The sequence below is a fragment of the Oceanobacillus sp. GQ8 genome, from assembly GCF_059758495.1.
The window spans coordinates 137,948-155,430 of the sequence record NZ_JCAXEV010000005.1 but is presented as its reverse complement, the minus strand read 5'-3'; the positions used below and the strand labels follow the sequence as shown (position 1 = coordinate 155,430).

General features: G+C 39.3%; 13 protein-coding genes, 2 pseudogenes and 2 riboswitches. Of the genes and pseudogenes, 1 reads left to right on the top strand and 14 read right to left on the bottom strand.

Annotated features, from left to right (window positions below; all coding sequences use genetic code 11):
- Positions 1-15: 15 nt before the first annotated feature.
- The gene (locus AC6CHS_RS16000) at positions 16-1,191 is read left to right on the top strand and encodes an MFS transporter (protein WP_498237633.1); all 1,176 of its coding nucleotides are present in this window, start codon (positions 16-18) and stop codon (positions 1,189-1,191) included.
- 73 nt (positions 1,192-1,264) lie between these two features.
- Here the strand turns inward: AC6CHS_RS16000 and AC6CHS_RS15995 are convergent, their stop codons facing one another.
- From AC6CHS_RS15995 to AC6CHS_RS15930, 14 genes and pseudogenes are all read right to left on the bottom strand, one after another.
- Positions 1,265-2,599, bottom strand: coding sequence for an NCS2 family permease (locus AC6CHS_RS15995; protein ID WP_498237632.1), 1,335 nt, complete (start codon positions 2,597-2,599; stop codon positions 1,265-1,267).
- 123 nt (positions 2,600-2,722) lie between these two features.
- Positions 2,723-2,823: riboswitch (purine riboswitch) on the bottom strand.
- A 212-nt stretch (positions 2,824-3,035) separates the two neighbouring features.
- On the bottom strand, positions 3,036-3,881 hold the full coding sequence (locus AC6CHS_RS15990) for a metal ABC transporter permease (RefSeq protein WP_498237630.1): 846 nt from the start codon (positions 3,879-3,881) through the stop codon (positions 3,036-3,038).
- Entirely contained in the window at positions 3,827-4,537 is a 711-nt protein-coding gene (locus AC6CHS_RS15985; protein WP_498237629.1) for a metal ABC transporter ATP-binding protein, read from the bottom strand. Before AC6CHS_RS15985 ends, AC6CHS_RS15990 begins: the two co-directional genes overlap by 55 nt.
- 211 nt (positions 4,538-4,748) lie before the next feature.
- Positions 4,749-6,341, bottom strand: a complete 1,593-nt coding sequence (locus AC6CHS_RS15980) for a metal ABC transporter solute-binding protein, Zn/Mn family (RefSeq protein WP_498237627.1) — start codon at positions 6,339-6,341, stop codon at positions 4,749-4,751.
- Between the two features lie 136 nt (positions 6,342-6,477).
- The gene (locus AC6CHS_RS15975; protein ID WP_498237625.1) at positions 6,478-7,482 is read right to left on the bottom strand and encodes a metal-binding protein ZinT; all 1,005 of its coding nucleotides are present in this window, start codon (positions 7,480-7,482) and stop codon (positions 6,478-6,480) included.
- A gap of 318 nt (positions 7,483-7,800) precedes the next feature.
- Positions 7,801-8,625: a methyl-accepting chemotaxis protein gene (locus AC6CHS_RS15970; protein ID WP_498237623.1), complete on the bottom strand. Its 825-nt coding sequence runs from the start codon at positions 8,623-8,625 to the stop codon at positions 7,801-7,803.
- Positions 8,626-8,639: 14 nt separating this feature from the next.
- Positions 8,640-8,972, bottom strand: a pseudogene (locus tag AC6CHS_RS15965) (methyl-accepting chemotaxis protein); the annotation flags it as partial.
- Between the two features lie 722 nt (positions 8,973-9,694).
- The gene (gene guaA / locus AC6CHS_RS15960) at positions 9,695-11,230 is read right to left on the bottom strand and encodes a glutamine-hydrolyzing GMP synthase (protein ID WP_498237621.1); all 1,536 of its coding nucleotides are present in this window, start codon (positions 11,228-11,230) and stop codon (positions 9,695-9,697) included.
- Between the two features lie 293 nt (positions 11,231-11,523).
- Positions 11,524-11,625: riboswitch (purine riboswitch) on the bottom strand.
- A gap of 43 nt (positions 11,626-11,668) precedes the next feature.
- Positions 11,669-13,867, bottom strand: a complete 2,199-nt coding sequence (locus AC6CHS_RS15955) for a transglutaminase TgpA family protein (protein ID WP_498237619.1) — start codon at positions 13,865-13,867, stop codon at positions 11,669-11,671.
- Entirely contained in the window at positions 13,864-15,132 is a 1,269-nt protein-coding gene (locus AC6CHS_RS15950; RefSeq protein WP_498237618.1) for a DUF58 domain-containing protein, read from the bottom strand. Before AC6CHS_RS15950 ends, AC6CHS_RS15955 begins: the two co-directional genes overlap by 4 nt.
- Positions 15,132-16,091: an AAA family ATPase gene (locus tag AC6CHS_RS15945; protein ID WP_498237617.1), complete on the bottom strand. Its 960-nt coding sequence runs from the start codon at positions 16,089-16,091 to the stop codon at positions 15,132-15,134. The genes AC6CHS_RS15950 and AC6CHS_RS15945 overlap by 1 nt, the downstream gene beginning before the upstream one ends.
- 296 nt (positions 16,092-16,387) lie before the next feature.
- Entirely contained in the window at positions 16,388-16,804 is a 417-nt protein-coding gene (locus tag AC6CHS_RS15940; protein WP_498237615.1) for a glucose starvation-inducible protein B, read from the bottom strand.
- A gap of 108 nt (positions 16,805-16,912) precedes the next feature.
- A pseudogene (locus AC6CHS_RS15935) lies at positions 16,913-17,179 on the bottom strand (KGG domain-containing protein); the annotation flags it as partial.
- Positions 17,180-17,305: 126 nt separating this feature from the next.
- Positions 17,306-17,455 (bottom strand): hypothetical protein, encoded by a 150-nt coding sequence (locus AC6CHS_RS15930; RefSeq protein WP_498237613.1) that lies wholly within the window; start codon positions 17,453-17,455, stop codon positions 17,306-17,308.
- Positions 17,456-17,483 lie beyond the last annotated feature (28 nt).

Here is a 17,483-nt window from a genome sequence, read left to right as displayed (position 1 = left end):
TTAGGAGCGGATTTCTTGTTCAGTCGTGATTCTCTAACACCTTTAAAAATGCTTTTGTTTAGTTTTCATGCTACAAATACGATTATTCTGAGTTACTTGCCCTTGTATTTAAAATATAAAGGGCTAAATGGTACTGAAATTGGTTGGGTGCTCGCAGTGGGGCCACTTGCATCTATCTTCGCGCAGCCCTTTTGGGGGTATATGAGTGATAAATACAAAACAGTCAAACGGATTATTCAAATTTGTATCGTGGGGCTGCTTGTAACTAGCGTTATCTTTTTCCAGATGAACACATTACTCGCAATTATTCTTATGGGGGCCATTTTCTATTTCTTTGTTACCCCGATTGGAGCTTTAGGAGACAGCCTAGCTCAACGTCGCGCAGAGCATTTTGGCGTTTCTTTCGGTGCAATTCGCTGGTGGGGTTCAGTTGGCTTTGCTACTTCTTCTCTGATTATTGGCGAAGTACTTACAAGAGTGGGAATAGAATACATGATCATCCCATTTCTATGCTTCGGAGTGCTTGCTTTAGTCGTGTCCTTTGGGTTGACGGATGTAAAAGTTGATTCCGAACCGGTTCAGTTAAGAGACGTTAGTGCTATTATTAAAAATAAGTCCTTTGTTATTTTCTTGTTACTTATTATGTTTCTAACGATTACACACCGGGCGAATGATAGTTATATCGGCCTTTATATTTCGCAGCTTGGTGGAAGTGAAGGACTCGTTGGGTTTGCCTGGTTTACTGGAGTTCTTACAGAGGCTCTTGTCTTTGCAACAGCGGGCTTTTGGTTTCGTAAATACCATCCGCTTGTGTTTATCATTATTGCGGGTGCCATTTACAGTGTAAGGTGGTTTATTTACGCTTCCGTTGATAACCCGATCCATATTATTGGGCTACAATTCATGCATGGTTTAACCTTTGGGGTTTTCTATTTAGCAGCATTCAATTATGTTTCCCGATTGATTCCAAAACTATTGCAATCAACAGGACACCTTGTGTTTTTTGCCACTTTCTTTGGGGTATCAGGGATTATCGGTTCACTGGTGGGAGGATCTATTATCGATTCCCTTGGCGGTGAAACCTTATACTATGGAATGGGTATCCTTGCCACAACGGGAACAATACTCATTACACTTTATCACCTGCTTCCATTTGGCAAAGAAGCATACGTGCATCAACGTGATCAATAAGAGAGCGTAAAAAAATTCACATTCGCTAGTTGTATAGCGAATGTGAATTTTTTCTTTTGCAGCTATTTCGTAACTAATTCAAGAAAATAAAGTACATGATGAAAATGACGAACAGCAAATACATAATAGGGTGTATCTCTTTAGCACGTCCTTTTAATAACATGGTTATCGGATAGAAGATAAATCCAATCGCAATACCCGTGGCAATGCTGTATGTCAGTGGCATTGTGACGACAGTTAAAAAGGCAGGTACAGCAATTTCAAACTGATCCCAATCAATACTTTTTAATGAAGATGCCATTAATACACCAACAATGATTAAAGCAGGTGCAGTTACTTCCGATGTTACAATACTTAATAGCGGTGAAAAGAACAATGCCAAAAGGAAGAACCCAGCCGCTACTACAGCAGTAAATCCAGATCGCCCCCCAGCACCTACACCAGCAGTAGATTCTACATAAGATGTAGTCGTTGATGTACCAAGTGAAGCCCCGACAACTGTTGCAGCTGAATCAGCAAACAACGCTTTACCAGCACGAGGTAGCTTATTATCCTTCATCAATCCGGCCTGAGTAGCCACTGCAACAAGGGTTCCCGCCGTATCAAAGAAATCAACGAATAGAAAAGTTAGAATAACTACAAGCATTTCAATCGTAAAAATCTCTCCAAAATGCGAAAAGGCTTGTCCAAAAGTTGGCGCAAGACTCGGTACTTCGCCAACAACTCCTCCTAGCCCTTGTGGTGGAGAAATTAGTCCAAAGATCATACCGACAATGGCAGTAATCACCATTCCATAAAAAATACCGCCTTTAAATCCTAAAGTTAATAAAATCACGGAAATAATAACACCGAACACAGCAAGCATCACGGTTGGAGAAGTCAGATCTCCAAGCGCTAACAGGGTCGCATCATCGCCGACAATAATGTTTGCATTTTGAAAACCAACAAACGCGATAAATAATCCTATCCCCGCTCCCACAGCCATTTTTAAATTTGCTGGGATGGCATTAATGATTTTCTCTCTTATCCCTGTTAACGTTAGTACAATAAAAATAAGTCCTGAAGCTAAAACCCCTGCAAGAGCTGTTTCCCAAGGGATTCCATATCCTAATACAACCGTGTACGCGAAGAATGCATTTAAGCCCATTCCTGGTGCTAAAGCGATAGGATATCTCGCTATGATTCCCATAAACAATGTACCAACAGCAGCCGCAATTGCTGTTGCTGCAAAAATAGCCCCTTGGTCCATTCTTGTTACCCCATCCGGTAACTGATCGACTCCTTCTAATGATAGCGTCGATGGATTTACAAATAAGATATAAGCCATAGCTAGGAAAGTGGTTAATCCAGCCATAAACTCTGTTCTATAATTTGTTCCTAATTCTTCAAAGCGAAAATACTTTTTCACGCCTCTTCCTCCTCTTTACATCATTCATATTTAGGAATAGAAAAACGCGCATGATCCATGACCAGGCGCGTTTCCTCTAGCAGAAAAGACGAACGTGTAGATAAGCGAGTTTTATCCCGCCCCCAAACGATTGCTTTTCTGCGTAGTCAGATCATTTACGGTGATCCGGTAGAAACTTTGGGCCCTATTCCCGAAATTATACGCATCTCTATTAAATTCATTCTTATCATACTAGGTCATTTGCTCTAAGTCAACCAAAAGCGAACAATAACTTTGATTAAAAGTCCATTGTTCGCTTTCACGAGCCTTATTTTACTATCACTCTATATTTACAGTTTACACTCAACTAGTGTGATGGCCTCTTTTTTACATCTTCCACTCATTTGGCAAAAAACGACCTGCAGCGTAATCTTTTAGAACGCTAATTAATCTGTGCTCATAAAATATTGTTTCTTTTAAATAGCCTCTCTATTTTTATGTAGTGTGAAATTTTTTTCACAAGTGTAGTTACAACAAAAACGATAAGTAGGATTAATGTAATAGAAGCTCCTGGCGGTGTACCTACTTTATAAGAAACGACTAGACCACTAAACATCCCTATTAAAGCAAGCACTGTTCCGATTAAAATTACCCCATTAAAACGATTACTTAAACGCATCGAGATAGCTGCAGGTAGAACAATAATTGCTGAAACCAGTAAGGCTCCCACGATAGGCATAGTCACCGCAATCGTGACCCCTGTTAAGATATTAAACAACACAGACATCGTTTTAATCGGTAAACCGGCTGTGAAGGCTGTTTCTTCATCAAATGTTAAGATATACAATGGTTTCCGAAAAATTAAATATAAGAGACCAATTATAATTGTTAGGACAAATAACATCCATACTTGCTGTTCACTAATAGTGACAATGGAGCCAAATAAAAATTGGTTCATACTTAAAGTTGCGCCACCGTCATTTAATCCCATCAGAACTAATGCTAGTGCCATCCCGGCCGACATTAGAATTGCTATAGAAATTTCCGAATACGTGCGATACACTACACGCAAATATTCTAACACTATGGCAATCACCGACACCAGTATAATATTGGTAAAAGTCGGATTGACACCAATTAACAAGCCTAGTGCCACACCAGCTAAGGAAACATGTGATAAGGTATCTGCCATCAAAGACTGTCTACGTAAAATTAAAAACAACCCTAACATGGGTGCAATTAATGATATTAAGAATGAGGCTTGGAAAGCTCTTTGCATGAATCCATGGAAAAACATCTCCAAGGTGAGTCCTCCTTCCTCACTAGCTCAATATGCTTGTCAGCATAATGTCGAATCTCTTGGTGGTCGTGGGTAACCATTAAAATTCCCTTCCCATGTTCACTACTATTATGCTTTAGTAATTTATAAAATTCTTCACGAGAATTTGTATCCATTCCTGTTGTAGGTTCATCCAATACGAATAAATCAGGGTCTGTTACAAACACACGCGCAAGAGAAATTCTTTGCTTTTGCCCACCAGATAACTCCCCTATTTTTCTATGGCGCATCTCCCACATTCCAACTGAATCAAGGGAGCGTCGAACATGCTCCCTGTCATCTTTATCTAGTTTTTTAAACCATTTACCTCTTTGATAACGACCGGATTGGACGAGTTCCAGCACTGTACTCGGAAACCCAGCGTTAAAAGATGCAACTTGCTGGGAAACATATCCGATAACTAACCTTTCCCCAAAATGGTTTTTAGGTGAAATTTGGACACTTCCTTTAGATGGTTTAAGTAAGCCTAGAATATTGCGCAGTAGTGTCGTCTTTGCTGCGCCATTTTCTCCCGTTAACATCACAAAGTCTGACGCATCCACTTCAAATGAAATATTCTCTAATATTGGTTCTTCTTCATACTGAAAGGCAAGATTTTTCACTTCAATATAATGCACCATTAAGCGACCTTTCTTTACTTATTTTCATTTTATCCCGGAGCAACCGTCCGTAAGACTCCCACTCAAAACATGAAGTGAAACCGTGATGTTTAAGTGGGAGTAAACGGACGCTAACACCCCGATTCGTTCAACTAACAATCAGTAGGGGAAGAACGAACCCCCCCACTGATTGAAGTTTCACTTTATCCACAATAAGATCTTAGTTTTTCAGTTATTTAATACTTAACTGTAAAGATTTTAAGTTCTGACGCATTGCCTCCACATACCCTAAGTCCTCAGCTTGTAATTCTTGCGACAATACTTCTAAGTCATATAAAGCTGCAGTCTCTGTCTCTGTTTCAGTAGCAACAGTTTCGGCAATTGCTGAATTGGCTCCCTGTTGATAATAAATTACTGGGACATTATGTTCCTCCACTAGGTCTGCGATTTCACCAATTCGCGATGGACTTGGCTCTACTTCTGTGGATAATCCACCAATCGCGATTTGCTCTAAATCATACCGCTGCGCAAGGTATCCAAACGCTTGGTGTTGCACTACAAAGGCCCGATTTTCAACATCCTTAAGCACATCTTGATATTCTTGATCTAATGTTTGCAGCTCTTCATTAAAAGCTTCTGCATTTTTTTCATACATTTCTTTTCCATCTGGATCTGCTTCAATTAACGCATCACGAATGATATTAACTTGCTCTTGTGCCAATACTGGATCTAACCAAATATGTGGATCGTGGGACTCATGGTCATCAATAATAATGGACACTGGCTCCGATTCCGCATACGTATTATGATCTCCATCAAAAAGGAGCGCTCGGACTTCAAAGCTTTCTCCTGTTGTTTTATACTCAAAGTGACTCGTTCCTTGATCAGATAATGCTTCCCATTCCTCAGCTTTATTTTCACGTATATACCAATGCCAATGATCATAGTTCACATCTTCTGGAAGCTCTGCTTCAAGTGTCACAACATCTCCTGTATGATAGTGATCCGCCAATCCAACAATTTCAACCGATTGAACACTTTCATGTTCATTACCTTGACTAGATTCTTCACTATCAGCTTGGTCGTAACCATGTGTGTCTTCTTCGTCATCTCCGTGATGATGACCTTGATGATCATCAATCACAATTTCTATTGATTCTGATGCTGCATATTCATTATGGGAGTCATCGAAAAGAACTGCTCGGAGCTCAAAACTTTCTCCCGAAGCCTCATATTCGAATTCAGCTCCCCCCTGGTTCGGAATAGTTTCCCATTCCGCATCAGCATGTTCCTTTCTATACCAGTGCCAGTGATCATATTCTGCCTCCTCATCAAGTTCGGCTGTTAACTCGATCATGTCACCAGTATGATAATGGTCCGCAACACCTTGAATGGTCATATTTGCATTAGATTCTTGATTTTGCTCTCCCGCATGTGCATGATCTGAACTTTCAGTATCAACTAAATCCACACCATCAGCAGTACGTGCGATCACAAGGTTATCATTTTCTACTGTGTTTAATAAACTCTCCACCCAATGTTCCATTTCTTCGCTGCTATATACAAAGACATCTGCTTTACTAACACCTGCTACGTCTTGTGCACTTGGTTCATAATGATGGGCATCTTCTCCCGCAGAGACCATTAATGATACATCTGCTCGGTCCCCTGCTACTTGTTGAGTAAATTCATACATAGGATAAAATGATGTTACAACAGATAACTCGCCATTCGTAGTGCTTTCATCTTCGTTTTGATTACATCCCAAAAGAGTGACACTCAAGATTAAACTAAATAAAATGATGACTAGCCAATTTCTCTTCATTATTCATTCTCCTAATGTTGCGTAATACGTAATTATTACGATTTATAAGTTAAAAAAATACCTTCTTCTTTAAATTCAGTTGTTTTCTAAACCTTCAATTAGAGGTTTTCTGAGCAATACCACACCAATTAAATAATTAATGTGCTAGCATTTCACGAACAATCCCATCCTTGTCTAAGTCAGAAGGATAATACGTTGGCCAATTTGTAACTTCCTCTAGAAGTGCTTCACGATCATCTCCCCAATATAAATGAAAATGGTGTGAGTCGACTGGGAATATATCATGGTCACTAAATTGAATGTACTGTGGCATTTCATCTGAGCCATCAACTAATTCAAATATAAATCGAACACCTCTATTACCTGCTTCATAGGTGAGAATTTCGTAACCATCTGATTTGTACTCACCGGAATATTCATCCCCATTTTCGAAAAATGTCACATGGCCATCCTCAATAATGATTCGCTCTACATCGGTTTCATATCCAATGGTGTAGTACTCCTTGTATTCTTCCTGCGTCATATCTCCATCCTCTGCTTTATGTTCAAACACTTCATCTAAATCTCCAGATAAAAGATATGGGTAAACCGATTGCCAATCTCCTTCCCAATCAGATAATTCACGATCTTCTACTTGACTATCTTCAAAATAACCTTTATATATTTGTTGACTTTCTTCATCATGACCATGATGATCATCAATGACAACTTCAACTGGTGCGGATTGGACACTAGGTTCGTGGTCATCATTGAATAAAACTGCTTTAATTTCTAAACCATCTACTGTTGCTTCACCTGTGAACTTTTCCGACTCTTGACCTGTAATAACTTCCCATTCCTCGTTTTCACTTTCTCTACTATACCAGTGCCAATGATCAAAATCCGAACCTTCTTTCAATACTGCAGTCAGCTCCACTTTATCTCCCGTATGGTAGTGGTCAGCAACTCCTTCGATTTCAATACCTTCTGGTGCTTCCAAATTTTCTTCTTCATCTTTCTCATGATCATGTTTCTTATCTTTATGTACTTCTTGTTCTTCTTTCTGTGTTGCATCCACTGCATCATCTTCCGTACTTTGACATGCTGTTAAGTAGAAACTAATAAACAATAAGATTGATAAACTAGTAAGTAATTTTTTCATTTTCCCTCTCCCATTCTCTTTTTTAAATCGTAATGATTACGTTTTGAATAGTATCACTATCTTAACTACTCTGTCAAGAACTTAACGTATTAAATTTTATTAAAATCAGAATTTTATAATGCGCCTATTCAAATAACAATTAAACTTCCATATTAGTCGAGCAGTTTAAAATTTCAGGGAACAACCCACTCTGTAAACTCCACGAAAACCTAAAAAAGATTCCCGTTATCATTTTTAATTGATAATGGGAATCTTTTTTTACAATAGTTTTTTTTGCACTTCAGAGATTTGTTTCTAGTTAATCTAGTAAAATATCTATTACATAATTTCTTTTACATACTGCGTAATTTCTTCACTTTGTTTATCAAGTTTGCTAATATCCTCGGTGAATTCGGTCATCACAGTGGACTGCTCATCCGTAGAAATGGAAATCTCTTCAATACTATGTTTAAGGTTACTGATGCTGTCCTGTATTTCGGATAGAGATTTCCCTATTGTACCCACGGCTTCTTTCGTACCATCTGAAAGCTTGCGTATTTCATCTGCTACAACACCGAAACCAAGACCTGCTTCTCCCGAGCGAGCAGCTTCAATAGATGCATTCAAACCTAACAGATTTGTTTCTGCGGAAATATTTTCAATCAATTGGACAACTTTACTAATTTCCTCTGAATTTGCTGTAGCAATAGTGGCTTGATTGTTAATATCGGCGCTTGTTGTGGACAACTTTTCAGCCTGTGTAGCGACATGTTCTACTTTTCCTTGCAGACTGTTAATAATCCCGCGAAGCTCCAGTAATTCATTTCCTACTTCTTCCTCTTCTTGTAAGGTCTTACTAATCATGAGTGCTCCGATAATTTCACCATGTTCATCTGTTAGTGGAGAGGAGGAGCTTTGTATAGCTACACCAACATATTCTTTGGGAATATGTTCATTTGTTTTTTCTCCAGCTATTGCCTTTATAAGCGCCTGATTTTCTTCTTTCATGGCAAAATCTCCGGCCTTTACTCCTATATCATAGCTTTTAGAAGGAGAAAAGTAGACATAATTTTCTTTGTCTGTTACTGCAATAATCGTATTTTCACCGAGTATTTCCTTTAATAAAGGAGCAGTAGTTACCATAGCTTTAAGTGTTGGATGCATGTCTTTCACTCTCCTTAATTTTGGTTTGTTATTTTTTTCATAGAGCTTACAATTTTTTTGCTTTTATTATCAAGATTTTGAATATCATCCATGAACTCCACCATGATTTTTGACTGTTCTTCTGAGGATGAAGATACCTCATTAATACTTAAGGTAAGATTCTCAATGCTAGTACGGATCTCACTTAATGATTTGCCGATCGTTTTGACAGCTCCTTTTGTGTTGTCAGATAGCTTACGAATTTCATCGGCAACCACCCCAAATCCTTTACCTGCTTCTCCTGAACGTGCCGCTTCAATTGCAGCATTTAAACCAAGCAGGTTTGTCTGATTGGAGATTTGTTCAATTAGCTGAACTACTTCACCTATATGTTTTGAATTATCATTAGCTTTGGTTGCCTGTTCATTAATATCATTACTTGTTGCTGATAATTCTTCGGCTTGTGCTGCGACGTTTTGGACTTTTCCTTGAAGACTGTCAATTACCTGGCTAATGCTTTCTATTTCTTTATCGAGACGTACTTGATGCTCTAAAGTTCGGCTCATGGATAATAACCCAACAATCTCTCCATCTTCCTCTTTGATTGGTAATACATCCGTCACAACAGGAACACCAAAAATAGCCGGATCCATTGTGGCATCACTAATTTTTTCTCCTTTTATAGCACGAGCGTATACCTCATATTCAGGGATTGCGGGCGTTCCAACTGCTACATCAAGTTTAATCATAGTAGATGGTTCAAAGTACACAAATTTTTCAGTATCTATGATCCCCATTGCGGCGGTTGGCCCTAACGTTTCTTTAATTATCGGGGCAATGTTAACGACTGCCTGTAAACTGCTGTTCATAGTCAAACTCCTTTTTTACTTTTACATGATTTAACTTATATAATATCGGCTTTTGACAAAGAAAAGTGAAGAAAATTGTCGAATTTTGGCAGGTATTTTGCTTTATCTATACAAAAGATGGGGAATTTATAATTCTACCTACACAAAAAAACCCCTTCTTCACAATTAATGTGAAGAAAGGGATCCTTGTTTTGCAAAGAAAAATCATTCTATTAAAAAGTCTATTCCCACTCAATCGTTGCTGGTGGCTTGCTCGTTACGTCATACACTACACGGTTGATATGCTCTACATCATTGACCAGGCGTGTGGATACTCTTTCAAGTACATCCCAAGGAATTCTTGCCCAATCGGAGGTCATGCCATCGATTGAAGTCACTGCACGAATACCGATCGTATGATCATACGTCCGAGCATCTCCCATTACGCCAACACTCATAATGTTAGGAAGTACGGTAAAGTACTGCCAAATATCACGATCAAGGCCGGCAGCTGCAATTTCCTCACGAAGGATTGCGTCAGATTCACGGACAATTTTCAATTTATCCTCTGTTACTTCGCCTAAAACTCGAATCGCAAGTCCTGGTCCTGGGAATGGCTGACGCCAAACAATGCGGTCAGGGATCCCCAACTGGGAACCTAATTCGCGTACTTCATCCTTGAACAGCGTATTAAGTGGCTCAATTAATTCAAATTGCATGTTTTCAGGCAATCCGCCAACATTGTGATGGGACTTAATGGTTTGAGCAGTTTCTGTACCACTTTCAATAATATCTGTATAAAGGGTTCCCTGTGCAAGGAAATCCATATTTTCTAATTTCGCTGCTTCATCATCAAATACATATATGAATTCGTTGCCGATGATTTTCCGTTTTTTCTCTGGATCATCCACACCTTTTAGCTTAGATAGGAATCTATCTTTCGCATCTACTTTGATAATATTCATATTGAAATCATCCGCGAATACTTTCATCACATCATCCGCTTCGTTTTTGCGAAGTAGACCATGGTCAACGAAAATACAAGTTAGCTGATCACCAATTGCTTTATGAATTAATGCTGCAACAACGGAGGAATCCACTCCGCCGCTCAATGCACATAAAACATTACTGTCTCCAACTTTTTCCTGGATTTTCTCTATCTCCATTTCTATGAAGTTTTCTATAGACCAGTCTCCCTCACTCTCACATACTTCATAGACGAACTGTTTTAATAAATGATTTCCGTACTCTGAGTTACGCACTTCTGGATGGTATTGTACACCATAGCGTTTCTTAGATGGTTGGCTCATCGCAGCAATAGGAGTTGACGGGCTCGTTGCATCCGTCTGGAAGTTTTCTGGTACTTCGATTACTTTATCACCATGACTCATCCAAACTGTTTGCTTCTCTGGTGTATCCTGAAAAAGAACTGGCTGATCCTTTATATCTATAAGCGCTTTTCCGTATTCACGATTTTTAGCTTTCTCGACTTTTCCTCCGTAATGCAATGCCATTAACTGCATTCCATAACAAATACCGAGGATAGGAATATCGAGATCAAAAATCCCTTGGTCACAGCGGAAGCTATTTTCATCATAGACACTGTGCGGTCCACCGGATAGGATAATTCCTTTCGGGTTCATGCGTTTAATTGCTTCTGCGGTCAGCTTATGAGAGTGCAGTTCACTATAAACGCCAAGCTCCCGAATTCGTCTCGTAATTAGTTGGTTGTACTGGCTCCCAAAATCAAGAACTAGAATCATTTCATTGTTTTCCATTTGCTGTCTCCTATCTGTAGCAATATTTTAGAACTCGGTAATAAAGTGAAACTTCAATCAGTGGGGGTTTTCGTTCTTCCCCCACTGATTGTTAGTTGAACGAATCGGGGGGTTAGCGTCCGTTTACTCCCACTAAAAACTTTCGGCTTCACTTCATGTTTTGAAGTGGGAGTCTTACGGACGCTTGCTCCGGGATAAAGGCATTCATTAATAGAAAAAGCCCAGACCTCTAGCTTCCCACAGCTAAAAAAAGCTGCAAAAAGGCAGAAATCCCAGGCTTTTTGTACACGTACCTATAGAAATTCTGCCTTCATAGTCAGAGCATTTACGGTGCTCCGGTAGAAACTTTCGATCCATATTATCGAGGATATACGAAAGGCATATATTTATTCAAACTCGTTTAATACTCCCTTATTCTACTAACCTTCAACAGACAGGTCAACCTAATATTCGTTTTATTAAATCTTTCCATAATTGTGTCAAATCACGTCCTTGAACATGACTGTACTCTTTTTGGTACAGCATTTGCTCATAACGGGAGGTTAACTTTTTCATGTCGTCTGTATGATAGGCATTATCTACCTGTTGTGCATACTCTCTTAACGTCTGATCTGGTTGTTTTTGTACGCCGTGATGGTTTAATAGTTTAATTAGAAAATGATAAGCATCCTGGAATCCTTGTGGTCCATCTGTTCTATCTAATTTTGTCGCGACTAGCTTTGCTTGCCAACGAAATCTCTTTCGATAGCCAAGGATTAACAATATACCAAGTACAACAGCTACTACAGTGAAGAATATCCAATTGAATTGGAAGGAAAAACCATCATTGTCATTAGCCGCACTTGCTGCTGTATCGTCCTCTTCTTCTACATCCTGTTCTGGCTGTTCTTGTTCTTCTTGTTGTTCAGGAGTTTCAGGTGCAGTCTCTTGATCAAGCTCATCATTGTTATTCATTTCTGCCTGAAAGTCCGTAGGATTGGAAAAACCTTGTGTTGGTTCAAAAGGAACCCATCCGATTTCAGGGAAGTAAACCTCTACCCATGAGTGGGCATTTGCATTTGTTACTTCGTACAGGTCCTGCTCACCATTTTGGCCAATATTGAAATCCTTCACTTCACCACTTGTAAATCCTTTTGCCCATCTTGCTGGTATGTCCAGGGAACGCAATAAAACGACCATAGAAGTCGAGTAATTATCACAGTACCCGACCTTTGATTCAAATAGAAATTGATCTACATAATCCTCGTCTTCCTCAGGAACAGGAACGTCCGTTGTTTGATAGATATAACCATTTGTACCGAAATACTGTTCAACTGCTTTTACTTTCTCATACCTTGTGTCAAAAGCGTCCGTAATTTCTTCTGCTAACTCTCCTACCCTGTCAGGAAGGTCGGGAAGGCTTGTATATTTATCATCAAGGAAAGGATCATTATTACCAGCTTCCCTTAATTCCGTTAACGAAAAAGTTGGCTGTTCATAGGTAATCGTATAGTTGTACAGGCTTACTACTTCATTATTAATCCTTGTTTGAATGGAATTTGTTTCCACATCAATAAAGTAATCTGCTCCTGCATCCGAATATGCACTCGTGATTCCGTACGGATGTACTAGCTTTTCAATGGAGGTATCGCCCATGAACTCCACATGGGCCTCTCGTGCTTCTGTTTCCACACTCGGCAGGAAGGTACGTGTTAGCTCCCAATTGGATCCATCGAGCTGATTATAATCGGGAGGTGTGGAAGTCTCCCAGCCCTTTCCTGTATAAACATCCTTGCTCTCAATATGCCAATAATGGTCATCCTCAGCAACTGCTTCGAAAACCGGTGTATAATCCTGCACGAAGGATCCACCTAGTTGTGAGTCATCTTCTCCGTATCCAACCTTTTGGACCCCGCCTTCAAAATTTCCAGCATTTTCTGCTGTACTTTTAATAAAAGGCACCGGATCTGGCCATTGCGGGGAAAACTTTGGTGCGGCAAGTCCAACTAATGTTGAAACAAGAACCATGGAAATCAAAGGAAGTATCCAAATAGGATTTTTCCTCATTTTTTGAAGCCGTAGCGACTCGCTGTTTAGTTCTTTCATAAGATTCGCCATCCCTAAAGCGATAAACGATAGGAAAAATATGCGAACAATAGCCATACCACCATCATAAATGGTAAACGTATCGAGTACGGTTAAATATATAAAGGTTAATAGCACAAATAAAAGGACGCGCTTCATTACAACAAACCAATAATGCAACAAGTAGCTCATCAGCCAAATTAACAGGAGGAAAAGCCCGCTACGAAATAAGGGGGTAAGTGCATACCATTCACGCCCGAAAAGTGCTGTTAGATTATGTGCAACATCCTGTAACACGAGGGCAAACCACTCTGGTGACAGGAAGCCGGGACCCGCAAACAACAAATTTAACGCAACTAGCATGCCAAGCCCTTTTAATAGAAAGGAAACCCACCATCTAATTTGGAATATAGAGATCAAGAAGCAAAACACAGCATAAAAAACAAATATGCTTAGCCCCGTTGTGTCTGTAATATCCCCGAGTGGATAGAGCCACTCTAAAAATAGGAAGAAACCACAAAGGTACAGAAGAAAGATGTAGAAAAATGATTTTTGTTCTGTAGTATTTCTCATATATGGCTCACCTCTAGAGGATTCGTTGCTAGTGCTGACGCAGATAACACACAGAAAGAAATACCTTCAAAACGATACCTTTCTATTGCATGCTGCTCTGTTTCTGAAATACTTCCAGTGGTTGGTACGTATAAAACAACGACGCGCTTCATTCGCTGCTTCATTTTTTTGACCGTATCACCAAAAACCTCATCAATATGACTTGTAAGCAATATAACAATACTGCCGCTGTCTAGCTTAATTAGCTCTTCTTTTAACTTTAGAGGAAAAGGCTTGCTTCCACCTGGTTGAAGTCTGGTCAAGTGTTGACGCACTAACTCTTTTTTTGTTGGTTCGTTGTGCACAGGAACGTGTACAGTTTCTTCCCCAATGGTAAGTAAGCCTACTTCTGTCCCTTGTTTATACAATTCATCCATAAGTGAAATCGCCAATTCCAACAGAGCTTCATAGCTGATGTGGTTTTCAACATCGTAAAGACAGCTATCTAGTACGAGTAAGATCTCCGTGCTTTTTTCCTGTTCAAATTCCTTGGTAATCATTGTATTTTTCTTAGCGGTCTGTTTCCAGTCAATCCAAGAAAATTTATCACCAGGCATGTATTCCCTAACCCCTGTTGCAACATTTGTATTTTTCAAATGTAAGGATTGGGAAGAGACAGACCCTTGACCATAACTACTAATTTGTTTTTCCATCTTCACCGGCCTTGCGTTTGGGTATGCTATTAACTGTTCTTCAACCGTAAAGACGACTTCTTTTTTTACCATTCCAAACACATCACCTGTTCGAATTCGGATATCGCGAAGCTGATGTTCCCCGCGCGGGATTTGTTTCATAGAATAGGTTAACTCAAATTCCCTTTTAAAATATGGAAACACAATTCTCTTAATCTCTCGTTTACTTAATAGCTTCTCAGGGTTCTTCATGAAATGGAACTTTTCTTTGCGGCTATCGATCCGATGAAGCGAGGCCGGAAAAACTTCCTCACAAATGCAATAATACAGCGGAAAAGGAAAGGGACGTTTCACATGTATGGTGACGTCTACCCCGTCCCCTGCTTGTATGACGTGACGGGATAAGTTTCTCGACACCTTCCAGTTTCGCATCGGGTAAAGGAGCAAGCCGATATGGTAAATGCCAAATGGCAAAAAAGCATAAAACAAAAACCAGCTTACAAACCCGCCTTGAAACATTGCATATGCAAAAAGCGAAACCACTAGAAAAAGTATAAACGCAAAATTTCCGATGAACTTAAAGTTTCCCTTCATTAAGTAAATTCCTTCCGAATCGGGATATGCACGTTTCTCACGATAGATTCCAATATTTGCTCACTTGTTGTGCCATCGTATTTTGCTTCTGAAGTTAAAATAACACGATGGGCAAGTACGTACGGGGCAAGATATTTCACATCATCGGGAATAACGTAACTTCTTCCGTGGATATAGGCATATGCCTTAGAAGCACGCATCAATGCAATCGAGCCACGTGGGCTTACACCTAGGTAAATTGCTACATTTGCCCGTGTACTTGAAACAAGATTAAGAATATAGTGCTGTACGTTTTTATCTATATAGACCTGTTTAACCTCTTCCTGAATTTGAATCAATTCTTCACGGGACATGACCGCACCTATGGATTCAATTGGATGATCTCCGGCAGTTCGTTCCAGCATTTCTAGTTCTTCTGCGAAGGTCGGGTAACCCATTTTAAGTTTTAAAATAAAGCGGTCTAACTGGGCTTCAGGTAAAGGATAGGTTCCTTCATATTCAATAGGGTTCTGTGTTGCCATAACAAAGAAAGGCTGTTGTAGAGCAATGGTATTCCCATCAACGGTAACGTTTTTTTCTTCCATTGCTTCAAGGAGTGATGACTGTGTCTTTGGAGAGGTACGGTTTATTTCATCAGCTAAAATAATGTTGCCAAGTATCGGTCCACCACGAAACTCAAATTCAAGTTCCTTTGGGTTATAAATAGAGATGCCTGTTACATCAGAAGGTAGTAGGTCTGGAGTAAACTGGATTCTACGAAAATCACAATCCAGGGATTTTGCCAAGGTACGCACTAGCATCGTTTTGCCCACGCCCGGCACATCCTCTAGTAGAACATGGCCTTGTGCTAGTAAGGCTACTAGACTTAACGTTGCAGCTTCCTCTTTACCTATCATAACCTTTCTTATATTATCGAGTACATCTCCTATTCGTTGGTTATAAACATACGTTTCCTGCATTAATTATGAACCCCTCTCTGACTCATCCGTAATATGATAATGTACATAACGTAATAATCAATACGATATATACTATAACTATACTAAAAAAGACCTATGAAGAAAAGATATCTTCCGTGGCAGTACATTCCTATTATATACTTTTTCATAGATTCACATACACAGGAATGGAAGTTTTTTGAAGGTGTATCATGCCAACTACGACCGTTTTCCTTCTCCCTTTAAACATATGTATAAACAATAAGAGAGAGAGAAGCACGATGCTTCTCTCTCTCTATTAAACTTATCTATTGACATTAAGAATTGTTGTTGTTATTGTTGCGTTGTTGATTATTGTTGGCGCGAGAGTTCCCACCTTTTTGACCAATCTCTTCATAGAATTCTTGGTCATGATTTTTAGAGGTAGTCTCTCCGCCTTTTTGTCCGATATCTTGATAGAATTCTTTATCATGATTTTTGGAAGTTGTTTCTCCGCCTTTTTCTCCGATATCTTGATAGAATTCTTTGTCATGGTTTTGAGAAGTTGTTTCTCCACCTTTTTGTCCAATATCTTGATAGAATTCTTTGTCATGATTTTGGGAAGTTGTTTCTCCGCCTTTTTGTCCAATATCTTGATAGAATTCTTTGTCATGATTTCTTGCTGTTTTGTTTCCACCTTTTTGCCCTGCTTGTTCTAGAGACATTTTTTCATTGTTGTTATTGTTCTTAGCCATTCTTAACATCTCCTCTCAATTTTAGATAAAAAGTGTAGTCAATCTAGCTTTTCTAATCATGTGCTTTTTAAAGACTTGTCCAACGTCTAGCTGTTAGCTATTGTTGTTATCATTTTGGCGTGCTCTTTCTTTTCCGCCCTTTGAACCAATTTCTTCATAGAATTCTTGATCATGGTTACGAGAGGTAGCTTTCCCACCTTTTTGACCGATGTCTTCAAAGAATTCTTGATCATGGTTCTTGGCTGTCGTCTCTCCGCCTTTTTGCCCGATCTCTTCATAGAATTCTTGATCGTGGTTTCTTGCTGTTTTATTTCCGCCTTTTTGTCCTGCTTGTTCGCGAGACATTTTTCCATTATTGTTATTGTTCTTAGCCATGTTTAACATCTCCTCTCAATAATTTTTGGCTTATCCTTGCCTACAGTTGTTGTAATTCCACGTATGCTGTTAATTAAACATTTTTATTATAACTTTTTCTTGTATATTTCTTTCAAACTTGCCATATCAGGATTTCTCAATTTTTTTCTTGATTTTTTCTAAAGCTTTCTCTGCTGCATTGTTCTTCTCTTCCTTCTCTTTATCTTCCAGCTGGAAATCATGTCGATCACTCTGCGGGATATGAAAGTATTCTTCGTTATCCGATTTACTTCGCAAGATCATAGCATCTACAACTCCTTCCCAA